Origin of the sequence: Vibrio sp. 2CM40D (assembly GCF_023161825.1) — a bacterium.
Lineage (GTDB): Bacteria > Pseudomonadota > Gammaproteobacteria > Enterobacterales > Vibrionaceae > Vibrio > Vibrio alginolyticus.
In genome coordinates, this window is the sequence record NZ_JALNTL010000001.1 from 149,762 (window position 1) to 168,389 (window position 18,628).

Here is an 18,628-nt window from a genome sequence, read left to right on the forward strand (position 1 = left end):
CCAAGGAGGATCACACTTAGTAGGCGTAGTGACTTGTCGGATACCGCTTAGTTCAACAAGAGACTGTCATCTGCCAGCTCTTCACCACGCACTTTGGAGAACATATCCAACAAGTCTGGTACTTGCATGTTAGCGCGCTGCTCTCCAGCCACATCAAGCACAATTTCACCTTGGTGAAGCATTACGGTCCTATCGCCACATGCTAATGCGTCTTTCATCGAATGCGTCACCATCATCACGGTTAAATCGAACTCATCGACAATACGTTTAGTTAAGTCGATAACAAACGCCGCCATACGAGGATCAAGCGCAGCCGTGTGTTCATCAAGCAATAACAACTTACTCTCCGATAACGTCGCCATCACAAGGCTAACGGCTTGTCGTTGTCCACCAGACAGCAACCCAATGCTATCGCCCAAGCGGTCTTCTAAACCAAGACCGAGGATGCTAATTCGCTCTTGGAACAGCTTGCGACGTTTAGTAGAGAGCGCCAACCCCCAGCTGCGTTTTTTACCACGCATGTGCGCTAGAGCCATGTTCTCTTCTATCGTCAGTTCACCACAAGTCCCGGCCAATGGATCTTGAAACACTCGGGCACATTGCGTCGCACGTTGGGCTACCGTCTGCTTGGTGACGTCTTTGCCGTCAATGATAACCTGACCACCTATCATCGGCGTCTCACCTGTCACCGCACCAAGCAACGTCGATTTTCCTGCGCCATTAGAACCAATCACGGTAAGAAATTGATGCTCTGGAACCTCTAAAGAGACGCCTTTCAATGCACGATTTTCCAAAATCGTCCCAGGGTTGAACGTGACCTGAATATTATTTAGTTCGATCATAATGCCTCCCCAGAACCATTTTTTGATGCCGCTTGTTTAGCATCAGTAACGCGTTGTTTCGCTCTCATGCTCTGTTTTAGCTTTGGAGCAATAAGCGCCACAGCCACCAATACTGCGGTAACCAGGTTGAGGTCTGAAGCTTGTAAACCAAACATGCCAGAGCTCAAAGCGAAAGCCACTGCAAGGCGATAAAGTACCGAACCGATGATGACCGCAAACACCGCAACCCAAATCTTGCGCCCGGGAATAAGGGTCTGCCCCAAAATCACAGCTGCCAAACCAACGACAATGGTGCCCACGCCAGAGGTCACATCCGCAAAGCTGTTCGTTTGTGCAAACAACGCGCCTGCGAATCCCACAAACCCGTTGGATAAAGCCAAGCCAAAGTAGGTATAAAAGCCAGTGCTCGCCCCTTGCGCAGAAACCATACGCGCATTCACACCCGTGGCTCGTAAACCAAGACCAAAGTCGCTGTTCAGCAGGCGAATGACAAAGAAAGCGGAAAGAAGAACTAAGACCCCAACAACCAGAGGGCGAATAAACATCGCATCGCCCAATGCTTCAAACGGAGTGAGAATAGTATCCTCTCCAAGCAACGCCATATTAGGTTTACCCATAATACGAATATTAATTGAAAATGCAGCGATCATGGTAAGAATGGAAGCTAACAGGTGTAAAATACCACACCGAACAGCCAGAAAAGCGGTTACCCACCCCGTCATACTACCAGCTATCATCGCCATTATTGTCGCAAGCCAAGGATTAATACCTGCGACAATCGCCGTTGCAGCCACCGCCGCTCCCATTGGAAAGCTGCCATCCACACTCAAATCGGGGAAATCGAGAACACGGAACGTAAGATACACACCCAGAGCGACTAGGCCATAAATCAAGCCAATTTCGAGTGCGCCAAAAAAAGCAAATGCAGACATAACTGCTCCTTTCTGCATGCTCAGGCTGGCTAATACCAACCTGAACTTAAGACTTCTAACGTATACTCCCCTTCTTCTCTAGCAGAATGCTCTACACGAGAAATCCGGCGAGTATCAATTTTGGGGCAAGCGTCTACCAACCAACGTGACAGGCTTAACCCCAAAAAGCGTTACTTATTGCATGCTTGTCGCACGTTCAACCACAGAACTTGGCAGCTTGATACCGAGCTTAGATGCTGCGCTTTCATTAATTACAAGGTCAGAGCCCGTCGCGACTTTTACATCCAGCTTGCCTGGTTCTTGACCATCAAGAATCGCCGCCACGTAATCCGCGGTTTGTACACCAACCTGGTAGTAGTCAAAACCTAAGCCTGCAATAGCACCCTTTTCGACATACGACGTCGCGCCACCAAATACAGGTTTCTTCGCTTGATTCGCTGCCACAATCATCCCTTCAATCGCACTTGCAACTGTATTGTCTGTTGGGGCGTAAAGAATGTCTGATTTCGCTGCAATCGCTTGAGTCGCAGACTGAACATCAGCACTTTTTAGTGCGGTCGCTTCAACCACTTGTATGCCTTTTGCTTTTGCGCTTTCTTTTAGTAATTCAACTAAAGTCACGGCATTAGCTTCACCGGGATTAAATACAACCCCGATGCTTTTCACCTGAGGAAGAATTTCTTGGATGAGATCGACATGCTGAGCAACGGGGGAAAGATCAGACAGGCCAGTTACGTTTTTACCTGGTTGTTCCATCGACTTAACCAATTTCGCACCAACCGGATCTGTTACCGCAGTAAAGACAACAGGAATAGAGCGAGTAGCCGACACCAAAGCTTGTGCCGAAGGTGTCGCGATGCCAACTAACACATCAGGATTTTCGCCGACGTACTGACGGGCAATTTGCACCGCAATCGCTGGATTACCCTGTGCGGTCTTATAATCAAATTCTAGATTTTTGCCTTCTTCGTAGCCTTTCGCTTTCAAACCATCAAGCAATCCTTGGCGCGTCGCGTCTAACGCCGGGTGTTCGACAATCTGTGAAACTGCGACAGTTGCAGTGGCGGCCAGTACATTGGTAGAAGAAAAAATAGCAGTAGCTGATAGAACGGCAGTGGCTAATAAACGTTTCGTTTTCATCATAACTCCTTGATGTGACTTCGTCCTTGTTTCACGAGCTTTCAATATGTGTATCGACTCGTGAATTCAAATGTTTGAAGGCGGTATTGTTGTGTTCATATAACTGTGCACTTCTTGCGCATCTTGTTTTTATTATTACTACTAAGTCTTAGTAAAGAAAAGAAAGATTTAACACTAAAGCAACATTTGTGATCGGGGGGACTTCTTCATCCGGAAAGAATCTTTGGTAAACAAAGCTTCGCTCGCTTCATCAACGACCGTCAAAGTAGGTAATAGAGGCAGGATCAAAAATGGAGCGGCCAGTGCACACTCCATTTCAAACAATTTAAATTAGAACCAACGCTCTAATGACGATTTATCGAGCTGGCGAAACGCTCGGTTCAGTATTATCGCAAGCTCTTTGTAACGAGGGCGAGCTTTGACAGGCTCTAATGCAAAACCTGTTTCCACAATTTTTTGATGCAACTCCCGATACCAAGAGGCCAAAGAAGGCGGCAATTTCGTGTTGGATCGAGCACCAAGCCACCAAATGCCTTGAAGTGGCAAGCTAATCGCAAACAAGGCGACAACAATGGATTGAGGTAACGCGTGGTAATTGTTGAATGCCATTTGAGTGAGTACGCTGATCGCAGCAACGGCCGGCATGACTTTAATGCCAAAGCGAGTCGCCTTAATGATACGCTGTTCCGGAAATATGGCGCTTAGCTCTTTACGAACCGGCCAGATCTCCATGTAATTCTGGCCATCTTTCAGGCTATGGATCAATCCGACTTTATTACTCATACCGCTCTCTCACTAAAAAATAGTTGAACATTTCAACTGAAGGTACAAAAAATTGATGAAAGTTAATATTCTTTCAAATTTTTTTTGTTATCATTGCTTATTATCGCTATCCTTTGCAGACCCTCAATCTCATTGTTGCTGTTATTTACAATTTAAGCAACTCCGAGATATCTATCTGCACGGATCGCATCATAGTGATGGAAGGGTTCATCACTATTTCTTTATATGGAATTAGAACAATTTTTGACCAGGATTAGTACGCAGCCTTCTGGGTATCGGCTATTCTTGTGATTAATTTTTCATTCTTTAACTGATTTTTTTATCAGACGAATAACAGGTAGTCATACATGTCTAAGCTAGTTTTAGTTTTAAACTGCGGTAGTTCTTCTCTTAAATTTGCCGTTGTTGATGCCGAGAACGGCGACGAGCACTTGTCAGGTCTTGCTGAGTGTCTTCACCTTCCTGAAGCTCGCATCAAGTGGAAACTTGATGGCAAGCACGAAGCTCAACTAGGCAATGGTGCAGCTCACGAAGAAGCACTAGCGTTTATGGTAGAAACTATTCTTGCTTCTAAGCCAGAGCTTAAAGCTAACCTAGGCGCAATCGGTCACCGTATCGTTCACGGCGGCGAGCAGTTCACTCAATCTGCACTAATTACTGATGAAGTTCTAAAAGGTATTCAAGACGCTGCAACATTTGCACCTCTTCATAACCCTGCTCACATCATCGGTATCGAAGCGGCTAAGAAAAACTTCCCAGAGCTGAAAAACGTTGCTGTATTTGACACTGCGTTCCACCAAACTATGCCTGAAGAGTCTTACCTATACGCTCTTCCATACAACCTATACAAAGAACACGGTATCCGTCGTTACGGCATGCACGGTACTTCTCACTTGTTCATCACTCGTGAAGTTGCAGGCCTACTAAACAAACCAGTTGAAGAAGTAAACATCATCAACTGTCACCTAGGTAACGGCGCATCTGTATGTGCGATCAAGAACGGTCAATCTGTAGACACTTCTATGGGTCTTACTCCACTTGAAGGTCTGGTAATGGGTACTCGCTGTGGCGACATCGACCCTGCTATCGTCTTCCACCTACACGACGCTCTAGGTTACTCTGTTGATCAAATCAACACGATGCTAACTAAAGAGTCTGGTCTTCAAGGTCTAACTGAAGTGACTTCTGACTGTCGTTTCGTTGAAGACAACTACGGTCAAAAAGAAGAAGCAACACGCGCAATGGACGTGTTCTGTCACCGTCTAGCTAAATACGTTGCTGGCTACACTGCTTCAATGGAAGGCCGTCTAGACGCAATCACTTTCACTGGCGGTATCGGCGAGAACTCTGGCCCTATCCGTGAAATGGTTCTAAACCGTCTTGGCATCTTCGGTATCGAAGTAGATAGCGAAGCTAACCTTAAAGCTCGCTTCGGCGGCGAAGGCGTTATCACGACTGAAAACAGCCGTATCCCTGCAATGGTTATCTCTACTAACGAAGAGCTAGTCATCGCTGAAGACACTGCTCGCCTGACAGGTCTTTAATTGAATTCCTGGCTAGCCACTCGGCTAGCCAGATTTTCATTCAAACGAATTTCTTAGGGGCTCAACTCCTATTCTTCGAGCTTCATGGAATAAGAGTTGAGCTTTTATCCCCCAAATAGCTAAAGGTACTCTACGAATGTCTCGTACTATTATGCTTATCCCTACTAGCGCAGGCGTTGGCCTAACAAGCGTTAGCATGGGTGTTCTTCGCGCTATGGAGCGTAAAGGCGTTAAAGTTTCTTTCTACAAGCCAATCTGTCAGCCACGTTCAGGTGGTGATCAGCCAGATCTGACTTCAACTATCGTTGGTCGTAACAGCGATATGAAGATCGGTGAACCAATGGCGATGTCTGTTGCTGAAAGCCTAATCGGTAACGACAACATGGACGAGCTGCTAGAAACCGTTGTTGAACGTTACAACCAAATCAACAAAGACGCAGACGTTACGCTAATCGAAGGTCTTGTACCTACTCGTAAGCACCCATTTGCAAACCAAGTAAACGCGGAAATCGCGGCAACACTTGGTGCAGAAATCGTGCTAGTTGCGACTCCAGGTACTGATAACCCTGCGCAACTGAAAGAGCGTATCGAAGTAGCATGTTCTAACTTCGGCGGCACTAAAAACAAAAACATCTCAGGTGTTATCATCAACAAGCTAAACGCTCCTGTTGACGAAGCTGGCCGTACTCGCCCTGACCTATCTGAAATCTTTGACGATGCAGACAGCGCGAAACAAAACGAATTGAAAGTGATGGAAATTTTTAACACTTCTCCAATTCGTGTACTAGGTTGTGTGCCATGGAGCATTGATCTGATTGCGACTCGTGCAATCGACATGGCTAAGCACCTGAAAGCAGATATCATCAACGAAGGTGACATCAACACTCGTCGCATCAAGAGCATCACTTTCTGTGCACGTTCTCTGCCAAACATGATTGAGCACTTCAAACCGGGTTCTCTACTTGTTACTTCTGCAGACCGTCCTGATGTTATCGTTGCTGCTTCTCTTGCTGCAATGAACGGTGTGGATATTGGTGCAGTACTGCTAACTGGCGGTTACGATATCCCTAGCGAAATCGAAGGCCTATGTAAACCAGCATTCGACACTGGTCTACCTATCTTCAAAGCACAAGGTAACACTTGGCAAACGTCTCTAAACCTACAGAGCTTCAGCATCGAAGTACCTGCAGACGATAAAGAGCGTATCGAGTTCATCAACGAACACGTTGCTGGCCACATCGACGGTAACTGGATCGAGTCTATGACTGAAGGCACTCAGAAGTCTCGTCGTCTAAGCCCACCAGCGTTCCGTTACCAGCTAACTGAACTTGCTCGTAAAGCAGGTAAGCGTATCGTTCTTCCAGAAGGTGACGAACCACGCACTGTTAAAGCAGCAGCAATCTGTGCTGAACGCGGCATTGCAGACTGTGTACTTCTAGGTAACCCAGATGAAATCCGTCGCGTAGCGGCTCAACAAGGCGTTGAGCTAGGTACTGGTGTAACCATCATTGATGCAGATGCTGTTCGTGAAAACTACGTTGCTCGCCTAGTTGAGTTGCGCGGTGCGAAAGGCATGACTGAAGTTGTGGCTCGTGAGAAGCTACAAGATTCAGTATTCCTAGGCACAATGATGCTTGAGAACGACGAAGTTGACGGCCTAGTTTCTGGTGCTGTTCACACTACGGCGAACACTATCGTTCCTCCGTTCCAAATCATCAAGACGGCACCAAATGCGTCTATCGTATCTTCAGTATTCTTCATGCTTCTGCCTGATCAAGTACTGGTTTACGGTGACTGTGCAATCAACCCAGATCCAACTGCTGAACAGCTTGCTGAAATCGCTATCCAATCTGCTGACTCTGCAGCAGCATTTGGTATCGAACCACGCGTTGCAATGATCTCTTACTCTACTGGTGAATCTGGTAAGGGTGCAGATGTTGATAAAGTACGTGAAGCAACAAAACTGGCTCAAGAGAAACGTCCTGATCTTATCATTGACGGTCCTCTACAGTACGACGCTGCTATTATGGAAAACGTTGCTGCTTCTAAAGCACCAAACTCTCCAGTTGCAGGTAAAGCGACAGTATTTGTATTCCCAGACCTAAACACGGGTAACACGACTTACAAAGCGGTACAACGTTCAGCTGACCTAGTATCTATCGGTCCAATGCTGCAAGGTATGCGTAAGCCTGTAAACGACTTGTCTCGTGGCGCGCTAGTAGACGACATCGTGTACACCATCGCTCTAACAGCTATCCAAGCAGACCAAGAAGCTAAATAATCGCTTCTGACATCTAGTTGGATATAGATACAAAGCCCTCGATTCGTCGAGGGCTTTTTCTATTGCTGGCCAGAACACTTATTTGTTTTTTATACCAATCACTGCACAACCTATAATTACTGGTGCACAAAGCTTTTCTCCCTATCGCCCCCCATACCTAATCGACATTGCTCGTGCTTGTTCTTACACCGATTGACCCACTCCCCAAAATGCATTGGCTCCAAAGCAGCACGGTCCCTGTTCAATTTATCGACATTATTTACGTTTTAGCTAAACTTTTTTGCTAGGAAATACGTAAAAGCTACTGCAATGCACAAACTCATTGACTGCTAAGGAATATATATGAAGGATTTCATCAATACATCACTGATAAAGTTTGGTTTAGCTGCGTTTCTGATTAGTTTTTCTTCATTCAGCTTTTCCGCCCCGAGTATTAAAGGCGTCGATCAAGATATGTCCGGAGGAACGGTGACCGCTGAAATGGCTCATGCTGATGACAATGGCTGGATGGTTGTCCACCGAACAGACGAATCAATGAAGCCTGGTCCTGTTATCGGCTACGCTCCGTTAAAAATGGGAAAGAATGAAAACGTAAATGCAATTTTGATGGAACCAGTAGAATCAGGCGATATGCTGATGTTAATGGTCCACGGAGAGAAAGGTGGCATGAAGACTGGCGTGTTTGAGTATACGCTCGGCGCTAAAGAGGACGGTCCTGTAAAAGTGGACGGAAAGCTAGTGATGGACATCGTACGCGCTAAGTAAGGTGAGGATGAATGAAAAAGTAAACTTCCTACTCCCGGTATTTAGATGACACAAAAGTACTTAACGGCATTGCTAACCGTTAAGTACTTTTTCATTTGCGATGGAAGCAGCAAACTAGCCAATACTTTCTCTTCCATGAGGAGTATTTAGGTCTAAATCAGGCCCTTTTGGTACAACTTGCGTCGGATTAATCCCAGTGTGGCTGAAGTAGTAGTGGCGTTTAATGTGATAGAAATCCGTCGTGTCTTCGACGCCTTCAACTTGATACAACTCTTTTAAGTAGCCTTGTATATTTTCGTAGTCTGCGATGCGCTGCTTGTTACACTTGAAATGCCCCACATACACCGCATCAAAACGAATAAGAGTCGTAAACAAACGCCAATCAGCCTCAGTAATTGTGTTCCCTGCTAAGTAACGATGCGTCGCTAAGTGAGCATCGATTTTATCTAACGCATTAAACAAAGAATCAAACGCTTCTTCATATGCCTCTTGTGTAGTCGCGAAGCCACAACGATACACTCCGTTGTTGACATTCGGATAAACAAAATCGTTCCACTCATCAATAACGTGTTTTAGATGATCTGGATAGTAGTCGTCGTGATTCCCTGTTAACGCATTGAATTCCGAATTGAACATGCGAATGATCTCTGACGACTCGTTCGACACAATAGTATTGGTCTTTTTATCCCAAAGTACAGGCACGGTTACGCGGCCCGTGTAATCGGGTTTGGCCTGCGTGTAAATTTGGTACATGCGCGTGTGACCAAACAATGGCTCAGGAAGCCCCATTTGCCAACCTTGGCTGAGCATATCAGGGCAAACGACCGTGACATCAATATGTGGTTCTAAACCTTTCAGCTTGCGGAAAATGAGGGTTCGATGTGCCCAAGGACAAGCAAGAGAGACATACAAATGGTATCGACCAGACTCTGGTGTAAACTCCGCATCAGGATCGTTTTTAACCCAGTTACGGAATCCGGCGTCTTCGCGCACAAATTTGCCACCATTTGATTTTGTGTCATACCAGACATCTTGCCAAACACCTTCAACCAACTTACCCATGATTGCTCTCCTCTCGTTCTGTTTGTGTCTATATTAGCGTTTCCTATCAAACAGAGAATCATCGAACTTAGGACATCATGTTCAAGAAATTCGAATGTATAAATCAGACACATAAAAAAAGCGCGACCCGATGAAGGTGTCGCGCTTAAGCCCGTCACAGGCTGAATTTATACACTAACGTGTAAACAAGATACCGCGTGAACGTCATTACCTAAAATGGTTGGCTTTGTCTTCGCACACTCTTCGGTTGCTTGTGGGCAACGAGTGCGGAATACACAACCCGACGGTGGGTTGATAGGTGAAGGAAGATCACCCTCTAGCATTTGGATTTTCTTATTGCGCTCAATATCCGGGTCCGGGATCGGAACCGCAGACATTAGCGCACGCGTATATGGGTGCTTAGGATCAGCAAACAGAGCCTCGGCCTCGCCAAGTTCCACGGCATTACCTAAATACATAACTAAAACGCGATCTGAAATGTGTTTAACGACAGACAAGTCATGCGCAATGAATACCAGAGAAAGCCCTAACTCTTTTTGAATCTCTTTAAGTAGGTTAACCACCTGAGCTTGAATAGATACATCAAGCGCCGATACTGGCTCGTCACAAATGATCATCTTAGGCTTAAGGATAAGCGCACGCGCTATCCCGATACGCTGACACTGACCACCCGAGAACTCGTGTGGGTAACGGTTAATCACGTTAGGTAATAGGCCAACTTTCGCCATCATCTCTTTAACGCGATCTTTCACTTCCTGCTTAGACAGTTCTGGATAGAATGTCTCAAGAGGTTCAGCAATGATATCACCAACAGTCATACGCGGATTCAGCGATGCCAATGGGTCTTGGAAAATCATCTGAATTTCTTTACGCGTCTCACGGCGCTGAACGCTTTTCATTTTAGTAAGGTCTTGACCCAACCAAACTACTTGGCCGTCAGTAGCTTCAACCAGACCAATGATGGCACGAGCAAACGTCGATTTGCCACAACCTGATTCACCTACTACACCAAGCGTTTCCCCTTCGTATAGTCGAACGTTCACGCCATCTACCGCTTTCAGGCTCGAAGGCTTTGACCACGGCCATGCCGACTTTGAGGCAATGCTGAAGTGAACTTTCAGCTCAGAAATGTCCAGAATTAGTTTTTTGTCTACTGCGTTCATTTGTTCCAAGCCTCCCATTCAGAAAAACATGCACGCTGACGACCATCACCAAATGGTGTCAGAATTGGCGCCTCGCGCTTACAACGATCCATCACACGGTGACAGCGCTCTTGATAAGGGCAGCCCGGCGGTAGACGAAGCAAGTTTGGTGGATTACCAGGAATGGTCGGCAGAATTTCACCCTCAGTATCGAGGCGAGGAATCGCCTTCAGCAGCCCCTCCGCATAAGGATGGCTTGGATTGTAGAAAATTTCGTTTACGTTGCCGTACTCCATGGTACGGCCTGCATACATCACCAGCACCTTGTCACACGAACCTGCAACCACACCAAGGTCGTGAGTGATCATGATGATCGCTGTGTTGAACTCAGATTTCAGCTCATTCAACAAGTCCATGATCTGTGCTTGTACCGTCACATCAAGTGCTGTTGTTGGCTCATCGGCTATAAGCAGTTTAGGACGACATAACAACGCCATCGCGATCATTACACGCTGACGCATACCGCCTGAAAACTCATGCGGGTACATCGTGATACGCTTACGCGCTTCAGGGATTTTTACCGCTTCCAGCATGCGTACTGATTCTTCAAATGCTTCCGCTTTGCCCATGCCTTTGTGCAGCATAAGCACTTCCATCAACTGATCACTGACTTTCATGTAAGGGTTCAGTGATGTCATTGGGTCTTGGAAGATCATTGCGATCTGTTCCGCACGCACTTTGTTCAGTTCTTTTTCTGGTAAGTTTAGGATTTCTTTGCCTTCAAACTTTGCGCTACCAGAAATAATACCATTCTTAGCCAAAAGGCCCATGATTGCGAATACGGTTTGAGATTTACCTGATCCCGACTCTCCAACGATACCTAAGGTTTCGCCTTGGTTGAGAGAGAAGTTCAAATCGTTTACTGCGGTTACGATACCATCTTGCGTGGTGAATTCGACGCGCAGATCTTTGACATCTAATAAGCTCATCATTGCTTCCTTAATCTTATCTTTTAATTATCTGTCTTTTGGATCCAGCGCATCGCGCAGGCCGTCACCAACGTAGTTGAAGCAGAATAGCGTCACAACCATGAACACTGCTGGGAATGCCAGCTGCCAGATTGCTACTTCCATTGTCTGTGCACCTTCTTGTAGAAGAGCGCCCCAACTTGTCATTGGTTCCTGAACACCAAGACCAAGGAATGATAGGAATGATTCCGTTAGAATCATACTTGGGATAAGCAGCGTAGAGTATACCGCTACAATACCCAGTACGTTCGGTACGATATGACGAGTAATGATTTTCCAGTTGCTTACACCACACACATGTGCCGCTTCGATAAACTCCTTGCTACGTAGACTAAGAGTCTGGCCACGTACGATACGCGCCATATCTAGCCATGCGATAGCACCAATCGCAACGAAGATCAGCATGATGTTACGACCGAAGAATGTTACCAGTACAATCACCAGGAACATAAACGGTACCGCGTATAAAATTTCTAGAATACGCATCATTACGCGGTCAACTTTACCGCCGATGAAACCAGATGCTGCGCCGTAGAGCGTACCAATCAGTACCGCTACAAATGCACCCATAACACCTACCATCAACGAAATACGACCTCCAATTAGCGTACGCACGTATAAATCACGGCCTAAGCTGTCAGTACCAAACCAATGGTCAGCATTCGGTGCAACGTGCATCGCGTACCAGTCAGTATCATCAAATGTGTACGGTGCGATCATTGGCAGGATAATAACCGCCAACGTCATTAGAACAAGAAGGAATAAGCTCACCATCGCCGCTTTGTTGCGCATGAAACGGATACGAGCATCTTGCCAAAGACTGCGACCTTCAATCTCCAAGTTTTCGGAGAATTTCTCAATCGCTTCTAGGTTTTCTTTTTTCGTTAACATAACCAAACGTCCCTGTTAGTAGCGAATTTTCGGGTCAATCATTGCAAGTAAAATATCTACAATCGCGTTGAATAGAATGAATAGGAAACCAATCAGAATGGTTACCCCCATTACTAGCGAGTAGTCACGGTTAAACGCAGCGTTAACGAATAGTTTACCAATACCAGGCAGACCAAAAATGGTTTCGATAACAACGGAACCGGTGATGATACCTACGAAAGCTGGGCCCATGTAAGAAACAACAGGGAGAAGTGCCGGCTTAAGAGCGTGTTTGATAATGATATAACGGTAACTTAGACCTTTAGCACGTGCCGTACGAATAAAGTTACTGTTTAGGGTTTCGATCATCGAACCACGCGTGATACGAGCAAAGGTAGCAACATACAGTAGCGACATACCAATAACAGGAAGCACTAAATACTGCCAGCTACCATCTTGCCAACCGCCCGCAGGGAAGATATTCCAATGAAGCGAGAATATGTAGATAAGCGCAGGCGCTAATACAAAGGATGGCATTACGACACCAAGCATCGCAGTCGACATAATGGTGTAATCAATCCAAGTATTTTGCTTGAGCGCAGCAATGGTACCGACGGTAACCCCCATTATCAAAGTAAAGATAAAGGCGATGAAGCCCACTTTAGCCGAAACAGGTAAGGCAACCGCGATCAGCTCGTTTACTGAGTAATCAAGGTATTTAAATGACGGTCCGAAATCACCTTGGATAACATTGGTCAAATACGTGGTGTATTGTTCAAATACAGGTTTATCCAAGCCATATTTAGCTTCGATATTTGCCATTACTTCGGGTGGCAATGGACGCTCTGTCGAGAAAGGGTTTCCCGGTGCAAAGCGCATAAGAAAGAAAGATACGGTGATCAAAACCAACATTGTTGGGATCGCCTCAAATATCCTTTTTGCGATGAATTTAAGCATAAACTCACTCTTTCAGTCTGTGACAGTTAAATTAAAGAAGTCGTCCAATTCTTTTGGACTAAAGATAGGCGCTACATGCAATTTCTCACATGTAGGGCCTCATTTTTATAGTTCTATCGAGTTACGAATTACTCTGTGATGTAGAGATCTTTAGAGTAAATCTTGTCTTCCGCGTTATTTACTGGGAAGCCACCAACTTTCGGTGATAGTAGACGTGATTTCACGTACTGGTAGATAGGTGCGATTGGCATATCTTTGGCCATCAACTTCTCTGCTTCTAGGTAAAGTGCTTGGCGCTCTTCGTCAGAAGTTGAAGCAAATGCTTTGTTCATGATCGCATCGTACTCTTTGCTGTCGTAGTGAATACCACCAGTAGTGTTATTACTCATCATCAGCGTTAGGAAAGATGAAGCTTCGTTGTAGTCGCCACACCAACCTGCACGAGCAACCTCAAAGTTGCCAGAATCTTTGGTAGATAGGTAAGTTTTCCACTCTTGGTTTTCTAGCGTAACGTCTAGACCAAGCGTCTTCTTCCACATTGAACCCAGTGCAACCGCAAGTTTCTTGTGGTTCTCTGATGTATTGTATAGAAGGTTAAATTCAAGAGGGTTGTCTGCGCCGTAACCCGCTTCTTCCAATAGACGCGCAGCTTCTGCGTTACGCTCTTCTTGCGTCATTTTGCCGTATGCAGGAATTTCTGGGTTGAAACCTGCCGTAATTTCAGGTGTTAGGAAGTAAGCTGGCTTTTGACCTTGACCTAAAATCGCATCAGTCACAATGTTACGGTCAATCGCATAAGAAATCGCTTTACGCACACGAACATCATCAAACGGCTTTTTCTTCGTATTGAAGATGTAGTAGTAAGTACATAAGTTACCGGTTACAGACACTTCTTGTGGGTGCTCTTTCTTCAGACGCTTGAAGTGCTCTGTAGGCAGCTCGTTCGTGAAGTCGATTTCACCCGCTAGGAAGCGGTTCATTTCCGCTACTTGGTTCTCGATTGGTAGGAAAGTAACTTGGTCAAGCGTCGTGTTTTCGTTGTCCCAGTACTGTTCGTTACGTTTTAGAACCAAACGCTCGTTTACAACCCAGTTGTCAACAACATAAGCACCGTTACCTACAAAGTTCTCTGGCTTCGTCCATTGATCGCCGAACTTTTCAACAGTTGCTTGATGAACAGGTTTCACTGTCGTGTGGCCCATCATCATTACAAAATATGGTACTGCAGTATCTAACTCAACCACTAACGTGTGATCGTCAACCGCTTTAACACCTAACTCGCTCTTATCTTTTTTACCCGCAACAATGTCTTTTGCGTTCTTCATCTTGGTGTATTCCATGTACCAAGCATATGGAGAGGCGGTTGCTGGATCGACTGCGCGTTGGAAGCTGTAAACGAAATCACCTGCAGTGACAGGATCACCGTTTGACCATTTTGCGTCTTCACGTAAGTGGAAAGTGTATGTTTTGTTGTCTTCAGTTTCCCAAGATTCTGCAACACCAGGGATAGTGTTACCGTCCGCATCTTGGTTTACAAGGCCTTCAAGAAGATCGCGAATCACGTGGGATTCTGGAACACCTTGAGATTTATGAGGGTCTATTGTCGCAACTTCTGTACCGTTACCACGCACCAATTCTTGAACAGCAGCAAGTTTTGGCTCTTTAGAATCAGATTTAGCTTCAGGGGCTGGAGCCGGAGCAGGCTCAGCAGCTTGTTTCTCCGCAGGCTTTTCACCACAACCAGCTAGAGCGAGAGAAAGACCAGCACCAATAAATAAAGCGCGCGTGATTTTATTCTTATACATGCGTAAAACTCCAAATTTTTTCGTTAGCATCCATGACTTCTTTGTAAGGGCCTGGAACGGTCAGAGTTTTAGATTTTTTTAGTGCGCTTTCTGAGCACAAAAGTCTAAAACCTTACAAAGACTGCGGCACACATTAGCAATCATTGAAGTAATTTGCCATAAAAATGTAGCAAAAAAACCAATAATGCTGACCAAACCACACATATCTAGCAGTAAACTCTAACTCCAAAGCATTCACCAGCCAAATAAAGACCAGAAGCGACATTTAACAGGCGAAACTTTCGATTAATCTGAGTTTAAACCATTTACTAGCATCTTATGCTAGATATTTACACATCATTTAACATTTATGACAAATCAAGTCTAACAAATAATTGTTTATATATTGGGCAAAAAACTTTTATTGTGAAGAATATCACCAGACAAAAGATAGGAAATATTGAAACAAAGTGAGCAATACAATGAAGATAAATACAAAAAAAGCTAAGTGCCATTAGCACTTAGCTTTTTTCACTAGAATGCGGGTTAGTTCTATTTTTCCCAACGCTGTGCAGCTTGATGATCGGTGTCGCGCGACTCAATCCAACGATCTTCATTCGTCGTACGCTCTTTTTTCCAAAATGGTGCTTGGGTCTTCAGATAATCCATGATGAACTCGCACGCATCAAATGCCGCGCCGCGGTGCGCACTAGAAACGCCCACAAATACAATTTGATCACCGCTATCCATGTCTCCGACACGATGAATCACGCGTACACCTAATAGTGGCCAGCGAGACTCAGCTTGATCGCAAATGTCGCTCAAGCTCTTCTCTGTCATCCCCGGATAGTGCTCTAGATGTAAACCAATCACATTATCCCCAAGGTTCATATCTCGAACTTTACCAACGAATGTAACGACAGCGCCGGCAGCCGTCCCTTCAGATAGACGTTGATATTCTTGCTCAACCGAAAAGTCTTCAATTTGTACAGAAACACGAGAATCCATCTTAACCCCCAGTTACCGGCGGGAAAAACGCAACTTCATCACCTGCTTTTACTTGTGTATCCAGAGGGACGATAGATTGGTTCACTGCAGCAAGTAGCTTTCCTGACTCGAGTGCTAAATCCCACTTGCCATCTTTCTTAGTGCCTTCTTCCACTAGATGTGCACGAATGGATTCCACCGTTTCAAACGGCCCGTCTAACTCGACACTGTCGATGCCAATCAGCTCGCGAGTTTGAGCAAAGAAAAGTACTTTAATCATGATTCCACCTTAAAGTGACCAGATTTACCACCCGTTTTCTCTAGTAGACGAACTTGACCAATGACCATGTCTTTTTGTACTGCTTTACACATATCGTAAATCGTTAGAGCAGCAACGGAAGCTGCCGTGAGCGCTTCCATTTCCACACCAGTTTTACCCGCAAGTTTACATACTGATTCGATGCGAACTTTGTTTTCTGCTTCGATAGCTTCCAGTTGAACTTCAACTTTAGAGAGTAGTAGCGGATGACAAAGTGGAATCAAATCCCAGGTTTTCTTCGCAGCTTGAATACCAGCAATACGAGCCGTCGCAAATACATCACCTTTGTGGTGCTGGCCAGAGACAATCAGTTGAAGTGTTTCTGGGGCCATGTGAACAAATGCTTCAGCACGAGCTTCACGAACCGTCTCCGTTTTTGCTGACACGTCAACCATGTTTGCTTCGCCAGAAGCATTGATATGTGTAAATTGGGTCATTATTTTTCCTTCGCTTTTAGGAAAGGTTATACAGATAGGTGTGGCATGAAGTTACAAGGGCGATGACTTGCATCCAACTGCTGTTTAATAATTTTTGTCCAGCCTGTGCGACACGCACCAGTTGAACCAGGCATTGCGAAGATCACGGTGTGGTTAGCAAAACCAGCAATCGCACGAGACTGAATCGTAGACGTACCGATCTCTTCGTACGACACCATACGGAACAACTCACCAAAACCTTCAACTTCTTTATCAAATAGAGGCTTAAGTGCTTCTGGCGTGCTATCACGTGAGGTGAAACCTGTACCGCCAGTAATCATGATCGCTTGTACGCTTTCATCAGCAATCCATTGAGAAACAATCGCGCGGATCTTGTACATGTCATCAATAACAATTTGCTTGTCTACTACGTTGTGACCCGCTTCTTGAGCATGCTCAGCTAGGTAACGACCAGAGGTATCGTTTTCTTCAGAACGAGTGTCAGATACCGTTAGAACGGCAATATTTGCAGGTTGGAATTTGCTTTCAGCGTGACCCATTTGTTCACCTATTCTCTTAATTAGCTTTGATACGCTTGGTATCGATTCGGAAAAAGTTAGAGCCAGCTTATCAGTGAACTCGCTCTAAAAATTGAATGAAGTTAGCCGCCGATAGACGCGAGGTGTGGCGTCATACCAGTATTGCCATCATGCAAGAAATGGCTTACCGACTTGGTTTGTAACTGCGCCTGGATACGTTCAATAAGCTCACTCTCTTGCTCATCACGTTCCAAAAGATCACGCAATTCTACACCGTGGTCTCCAAACAGACATAGGTGCAGCTTACCCATCGCAGAAACGCGCAGTCGGTTGCAGCTTTCACAAAAGTCTTTTTCATAAGGCATGATAAGACCTATTTCACCCTTGTAATCAGGATGAACAAATACTTGCGCAGGACCATCATTATGCGAGCGCACTTTCAGCAACCAACCATTTGCAATTAGCTGGTTACGAATTGCCACTCCGGATACATGGTGCTTATTAAATAGCTCATCCATCTCACCCGTTTGCATCAACTCAATGAAACGCAGTTGGATTGGACGATCTTTTATCCAGTTAAGAAACGCTGGCAGCTCGTGATGGTTCAGATCTTTCATCAACACCACATTAACTTTTACTTGCTCATAACCGACCTCGAACGCACGTTCGATACCATTCATGACTTCAGTAAACTTATTTTCACCTGTGATTTGATGAAACATACGCGGGTCAAGGCTATCCACACTGACATTAATGTGGGTTAAACCCGCTTCACGCCAATCTGCGACTTGTTTTGCCATGCGATAGCCGTTGGTTGTCGTTGCAACTTTTTGAATGCCAGGCGTCGCCGCTACTGAATGGATAATGTCGGTAAAATCTTTGCGTAAGCTAGGCTCACCACCAGTGATGCGCACTTTTGACGTGCCACAATCAGCGAATGCTTTTACGACCCGTTTGATTTCAGGGAGAGATAAAAAAGACGAGTTTTTATTGCCCGAAGGCTTATAGCCATCAGGAAGGCAATAGGTACATTTGAAATTACATACGTCGGTCACAGACAGACGCAAGTAATAAAACTTACGATGAAATTTGTCTTCGAATTGTTGCGCCACGGAACACCTTTCCAAACACGGGAGGCATGGCCATTTCCAATCATGCCCTTGTGACAGTATGCCACTGGCTCAAAACGCTTATCCAAGGACTTAGCAATAGTGAGCTCGGAGTTATGGCAACCAGA

At 45.4% G+C, this 18,628-nt stretch carries 18 protein-coding genes and 1 riboswitch; of the genes, 3 read left to right on the forward strand and 15 right to left on the reverse strand.

What is annotated here, in order from left to right; genetic code table 11:
* Window positions 1-47 precede the first annotated feature (47 nt).
* From MTF70_RS00645 to yfbV, 4 genes are all read right to left on the reverse strand, one after another.
* Window positions 48-842, reverse strand: coding sequence for an ABC transporter ATP-binding protein (locus tag MTF70_RS00645; protein WP_005387275.1), 795 nt, complete (start codon window positions 840-842; stop codon window positions 48-50).
* Window positions 839-1,774, reverse strand: coding sequence for an ABC transporter permease (locus MTF70_RS00650; RefSeq protein ID WP_012841584.1), 936 nt, complete (start codon window positions 1,772-1,774; stop codon window positions 839-841). Before MTF70_RS00650 ends, MTF70_RS00645 begins: the two co-directional genes overlap by 4 nt.
* A 174-nt stretch (window positions 1,775-1,948) precedes the next feature.
* On the reverse strand, window positions 1,949-2,914 hold the full coding sequence (locus MTF70_RS00655) for an ABC transporter substrate-binding protein (protein ID WP_017633858.1): 966 nt from the start codon (window positions 2,912-2,914) through the stop codon (window positions 1,949-1,951).
* A gap of 330 nt (window positions 2,915-3,244) precedes the next feature.
* Window positions 3,245-3,697 (reverse strand): terminus macrodomain insulation protein YfbV, encoded by a 453-nt coding sequence (gene yfbV, locus MTF70_RS00660; protein WP_005380809.1) that lies wholly within the window; start codon window positions 3,695-3,697, stop codon window positions 3,245-3,247.
* 347 nt (window positions 3,698-4,044) lie between these two features.
* Here yfbV and MTF70_RS00665 point away from each other — a divergent pair, with 347 nt between their 5' ends.
* From MTF70_RS00665 to MTF70_RS00675, 3 genes are all read left to right on the forward strand, one after another.
* Window positions 4,045-5,241, forward strand: coding sequence for an acetate kinase (locus MTF70_RS00665; RefSeq protein ID WP_005380807.1), 1,197 nt, complete (start codon window positions 4,045-4,047; stop codon window positions 5,239-5,241).
* Window positions 5,242-5,377: 136 nt separating this feature from the next.
* Complete coding sequence (pta, locus tag MTF70_RS00670) at window positions 5,378-7,522, forward strand: phosphate acetyltransferase (protein WP_005380805.1); 2,145 nt, start codon at window positions 5,378-5,380, stop codon at window positions 7,520-7,522.
* 342 nt (window positions 7,523-7,864) lie between these two features.
* Window positions 7,865-8,287, forward strand: coding sequence for a hypothetical protein (locus MTF70_RS00675; protein WP_005380804.1), 423 nt, complete (start codon window positions 7,865-7,867; stop codon window positions 8,285-8,287).
* Window positions 8,288-8,401: 114 nt separating this feature from the next.
* Here the strand turns inward: MTF70_RS00675 and MTF70_RS00680 are convergent, their stop codons facing one another.
* The 11 genes from MTF70_RS00680 to moaA form a co-directional block, all read right to left on the reverse strand.
* A complete protein-coding gene (locus MTF70_RS00680) occupies window positions 8,402-9,349 on the reverse strand; it encodes a glutathione S-transferase family protein (RefSeq protein ID WP_205461164.1) in 948 nt (315 codons plus the stop codon).
* A gap of 167 nt (window positions 9,350-9,516) precedes the next feature.
* Window positions 9,517-10,530: a murein tripeptide/oligopeptide ABC transporter ATP binding protein OppF gene (oppF, locus tag MTF70_RS00685; protein ID WP_005387265.1), complete on the reverse strand. Its 1,014-nt coding sequence runs from the start codon at window positions 10,528-10,530 to the stop codon at window positions 9,517-9,519.
* The gene (locus tag MTF70_RS00690; protein WP_005380792.1) at window positions 10,509-11,480 is read right to left on the reverse strand and encodes an ABC transporter ATP-binding protein; all 972 of its coding nucleotides are present in this window, start codon (window positions 11,478-11,480) and stop codon (window positions 10,509-10,511) included. The genes oppF and MTF70_RS00690 overlap by 22 nt, the downstream gene beginning before the upstream one ends.
* Before the next feature lie 27 nt (window positions 11,481-11,507).
* On the reverse strand, window positions 11,508-12,410 hold the full coding sequence (oppC, locus tag MTF70_RS00695) for an oligopeptide ABC transporter permease OppC (protein ID WP_017633861.1): 903 nt from the start codon (window positions 12,408-12,410) through the stop codon (window positions 11,508-11,510).
* Between the two features lie 15 nt (window positions 12,411-12,425).
* Window positions 12,426-13,346 (reverse strand): oligopeptide ABC transporter permease OppB, encoded by a 921-nt coding sequence (gene oppB / locus MTF70_RS00700; RefSeq protein ID WP_005380786.1) that lies wholly within the window; start codon window positions 13,344-13,346, stop codon window positions 12,426-12,428.
* A gap of 128 nt (window positions 13,347-13,474) precedes the next feature.
* Window positions 13,475-15,151 (reverse strand): ABC transporter substrate-binding protein, encoded by a 1,677-nt coding sequence (locus MTF70_RS00705; protein ID WP_017633862.1) that lies wholly within the window; start codon window positions 15,149-15,151, stop codon window positions 13,475-13,477.
* 531 nt (window positions 15,152-15,682) lie between these two features.
* On the reverse strand, window positions 15,683-16,138 hold the full coding sequence (gene moaE, locus MTF70_RS00710; protein ID WP_005380781.1) for a molybdopterin synthase catalytic subunit MoaE: 456 nt from the start codon (window positions 16,136-16,138) through the stop codon (window positions 15,683-15,685).
* A gap of 1 nt (window position 16,139) precedes the next feature.
* The gene (moaD, locus tag MTF70_RS00715; protein WP_042523112.1) at window positions 16,140-16,397 is read right to left on the reverse strand and encodes a molybdopterin synthase sulfur carrier subunit; all 258 of its coding nucleotides are present in this window, start codon (window positions 16,395-16,397) and stop codon (window positions 16,140-16,142) included.
* Window positions 16,394-16,873: a cyclic pyranopterin monophosphate synthase MoaC gene (moaC, locus tag MTF70_RS00720; RefSeq protein ID WP_005380779.1), complete on the reverse strand. Its 480-nt coding sequence runs from the start codon at window positions 16,871-16,873 to the stop codon at window positions 16,394-16,396. Before moaC ends, moaD begins: the two co-directional genes overlap by 4 nt.
* A 26-nt stretch (window positions 16,874-16,899) precedes the next feature.
* The gene (moaB, locus tag MTF70_RS00725) at window positions 16,900-17,412 is read right to left on the reverse strand and encodes a molybdenum cofactor biosynthesis protein B (protein WP_042523114.1); all 513 of its coding nucleotides are present in this window, start codon (window positions 17,410-17,412) and stop codon (window positions 16,900-16,902) included.
* A gap of 101 nt (window positions 17,413-17,513) precedes the next feature.
* Window positions 17,514-18,503: a GTP 3',8-cyclase MoaA gene (gene moaA / locus MTF70_RS00730; RefSeq protein ID WP_017636052.1), complete on the reverse strand. Its 990-nt coding sequence runs from the start codon at window positions 18,501-18,503 to the stop codon at window positions 17,514-17,516.
* A riboswitch (molybdenum cofactor riboswitch) is annotated at window positions 18,492-18,626 on the reverse strand. It overlaps the preceding gene by 12 nt.
* Between the last annotated feature and the right edge of the window lie 2 nt (window positions 18,627-18,628).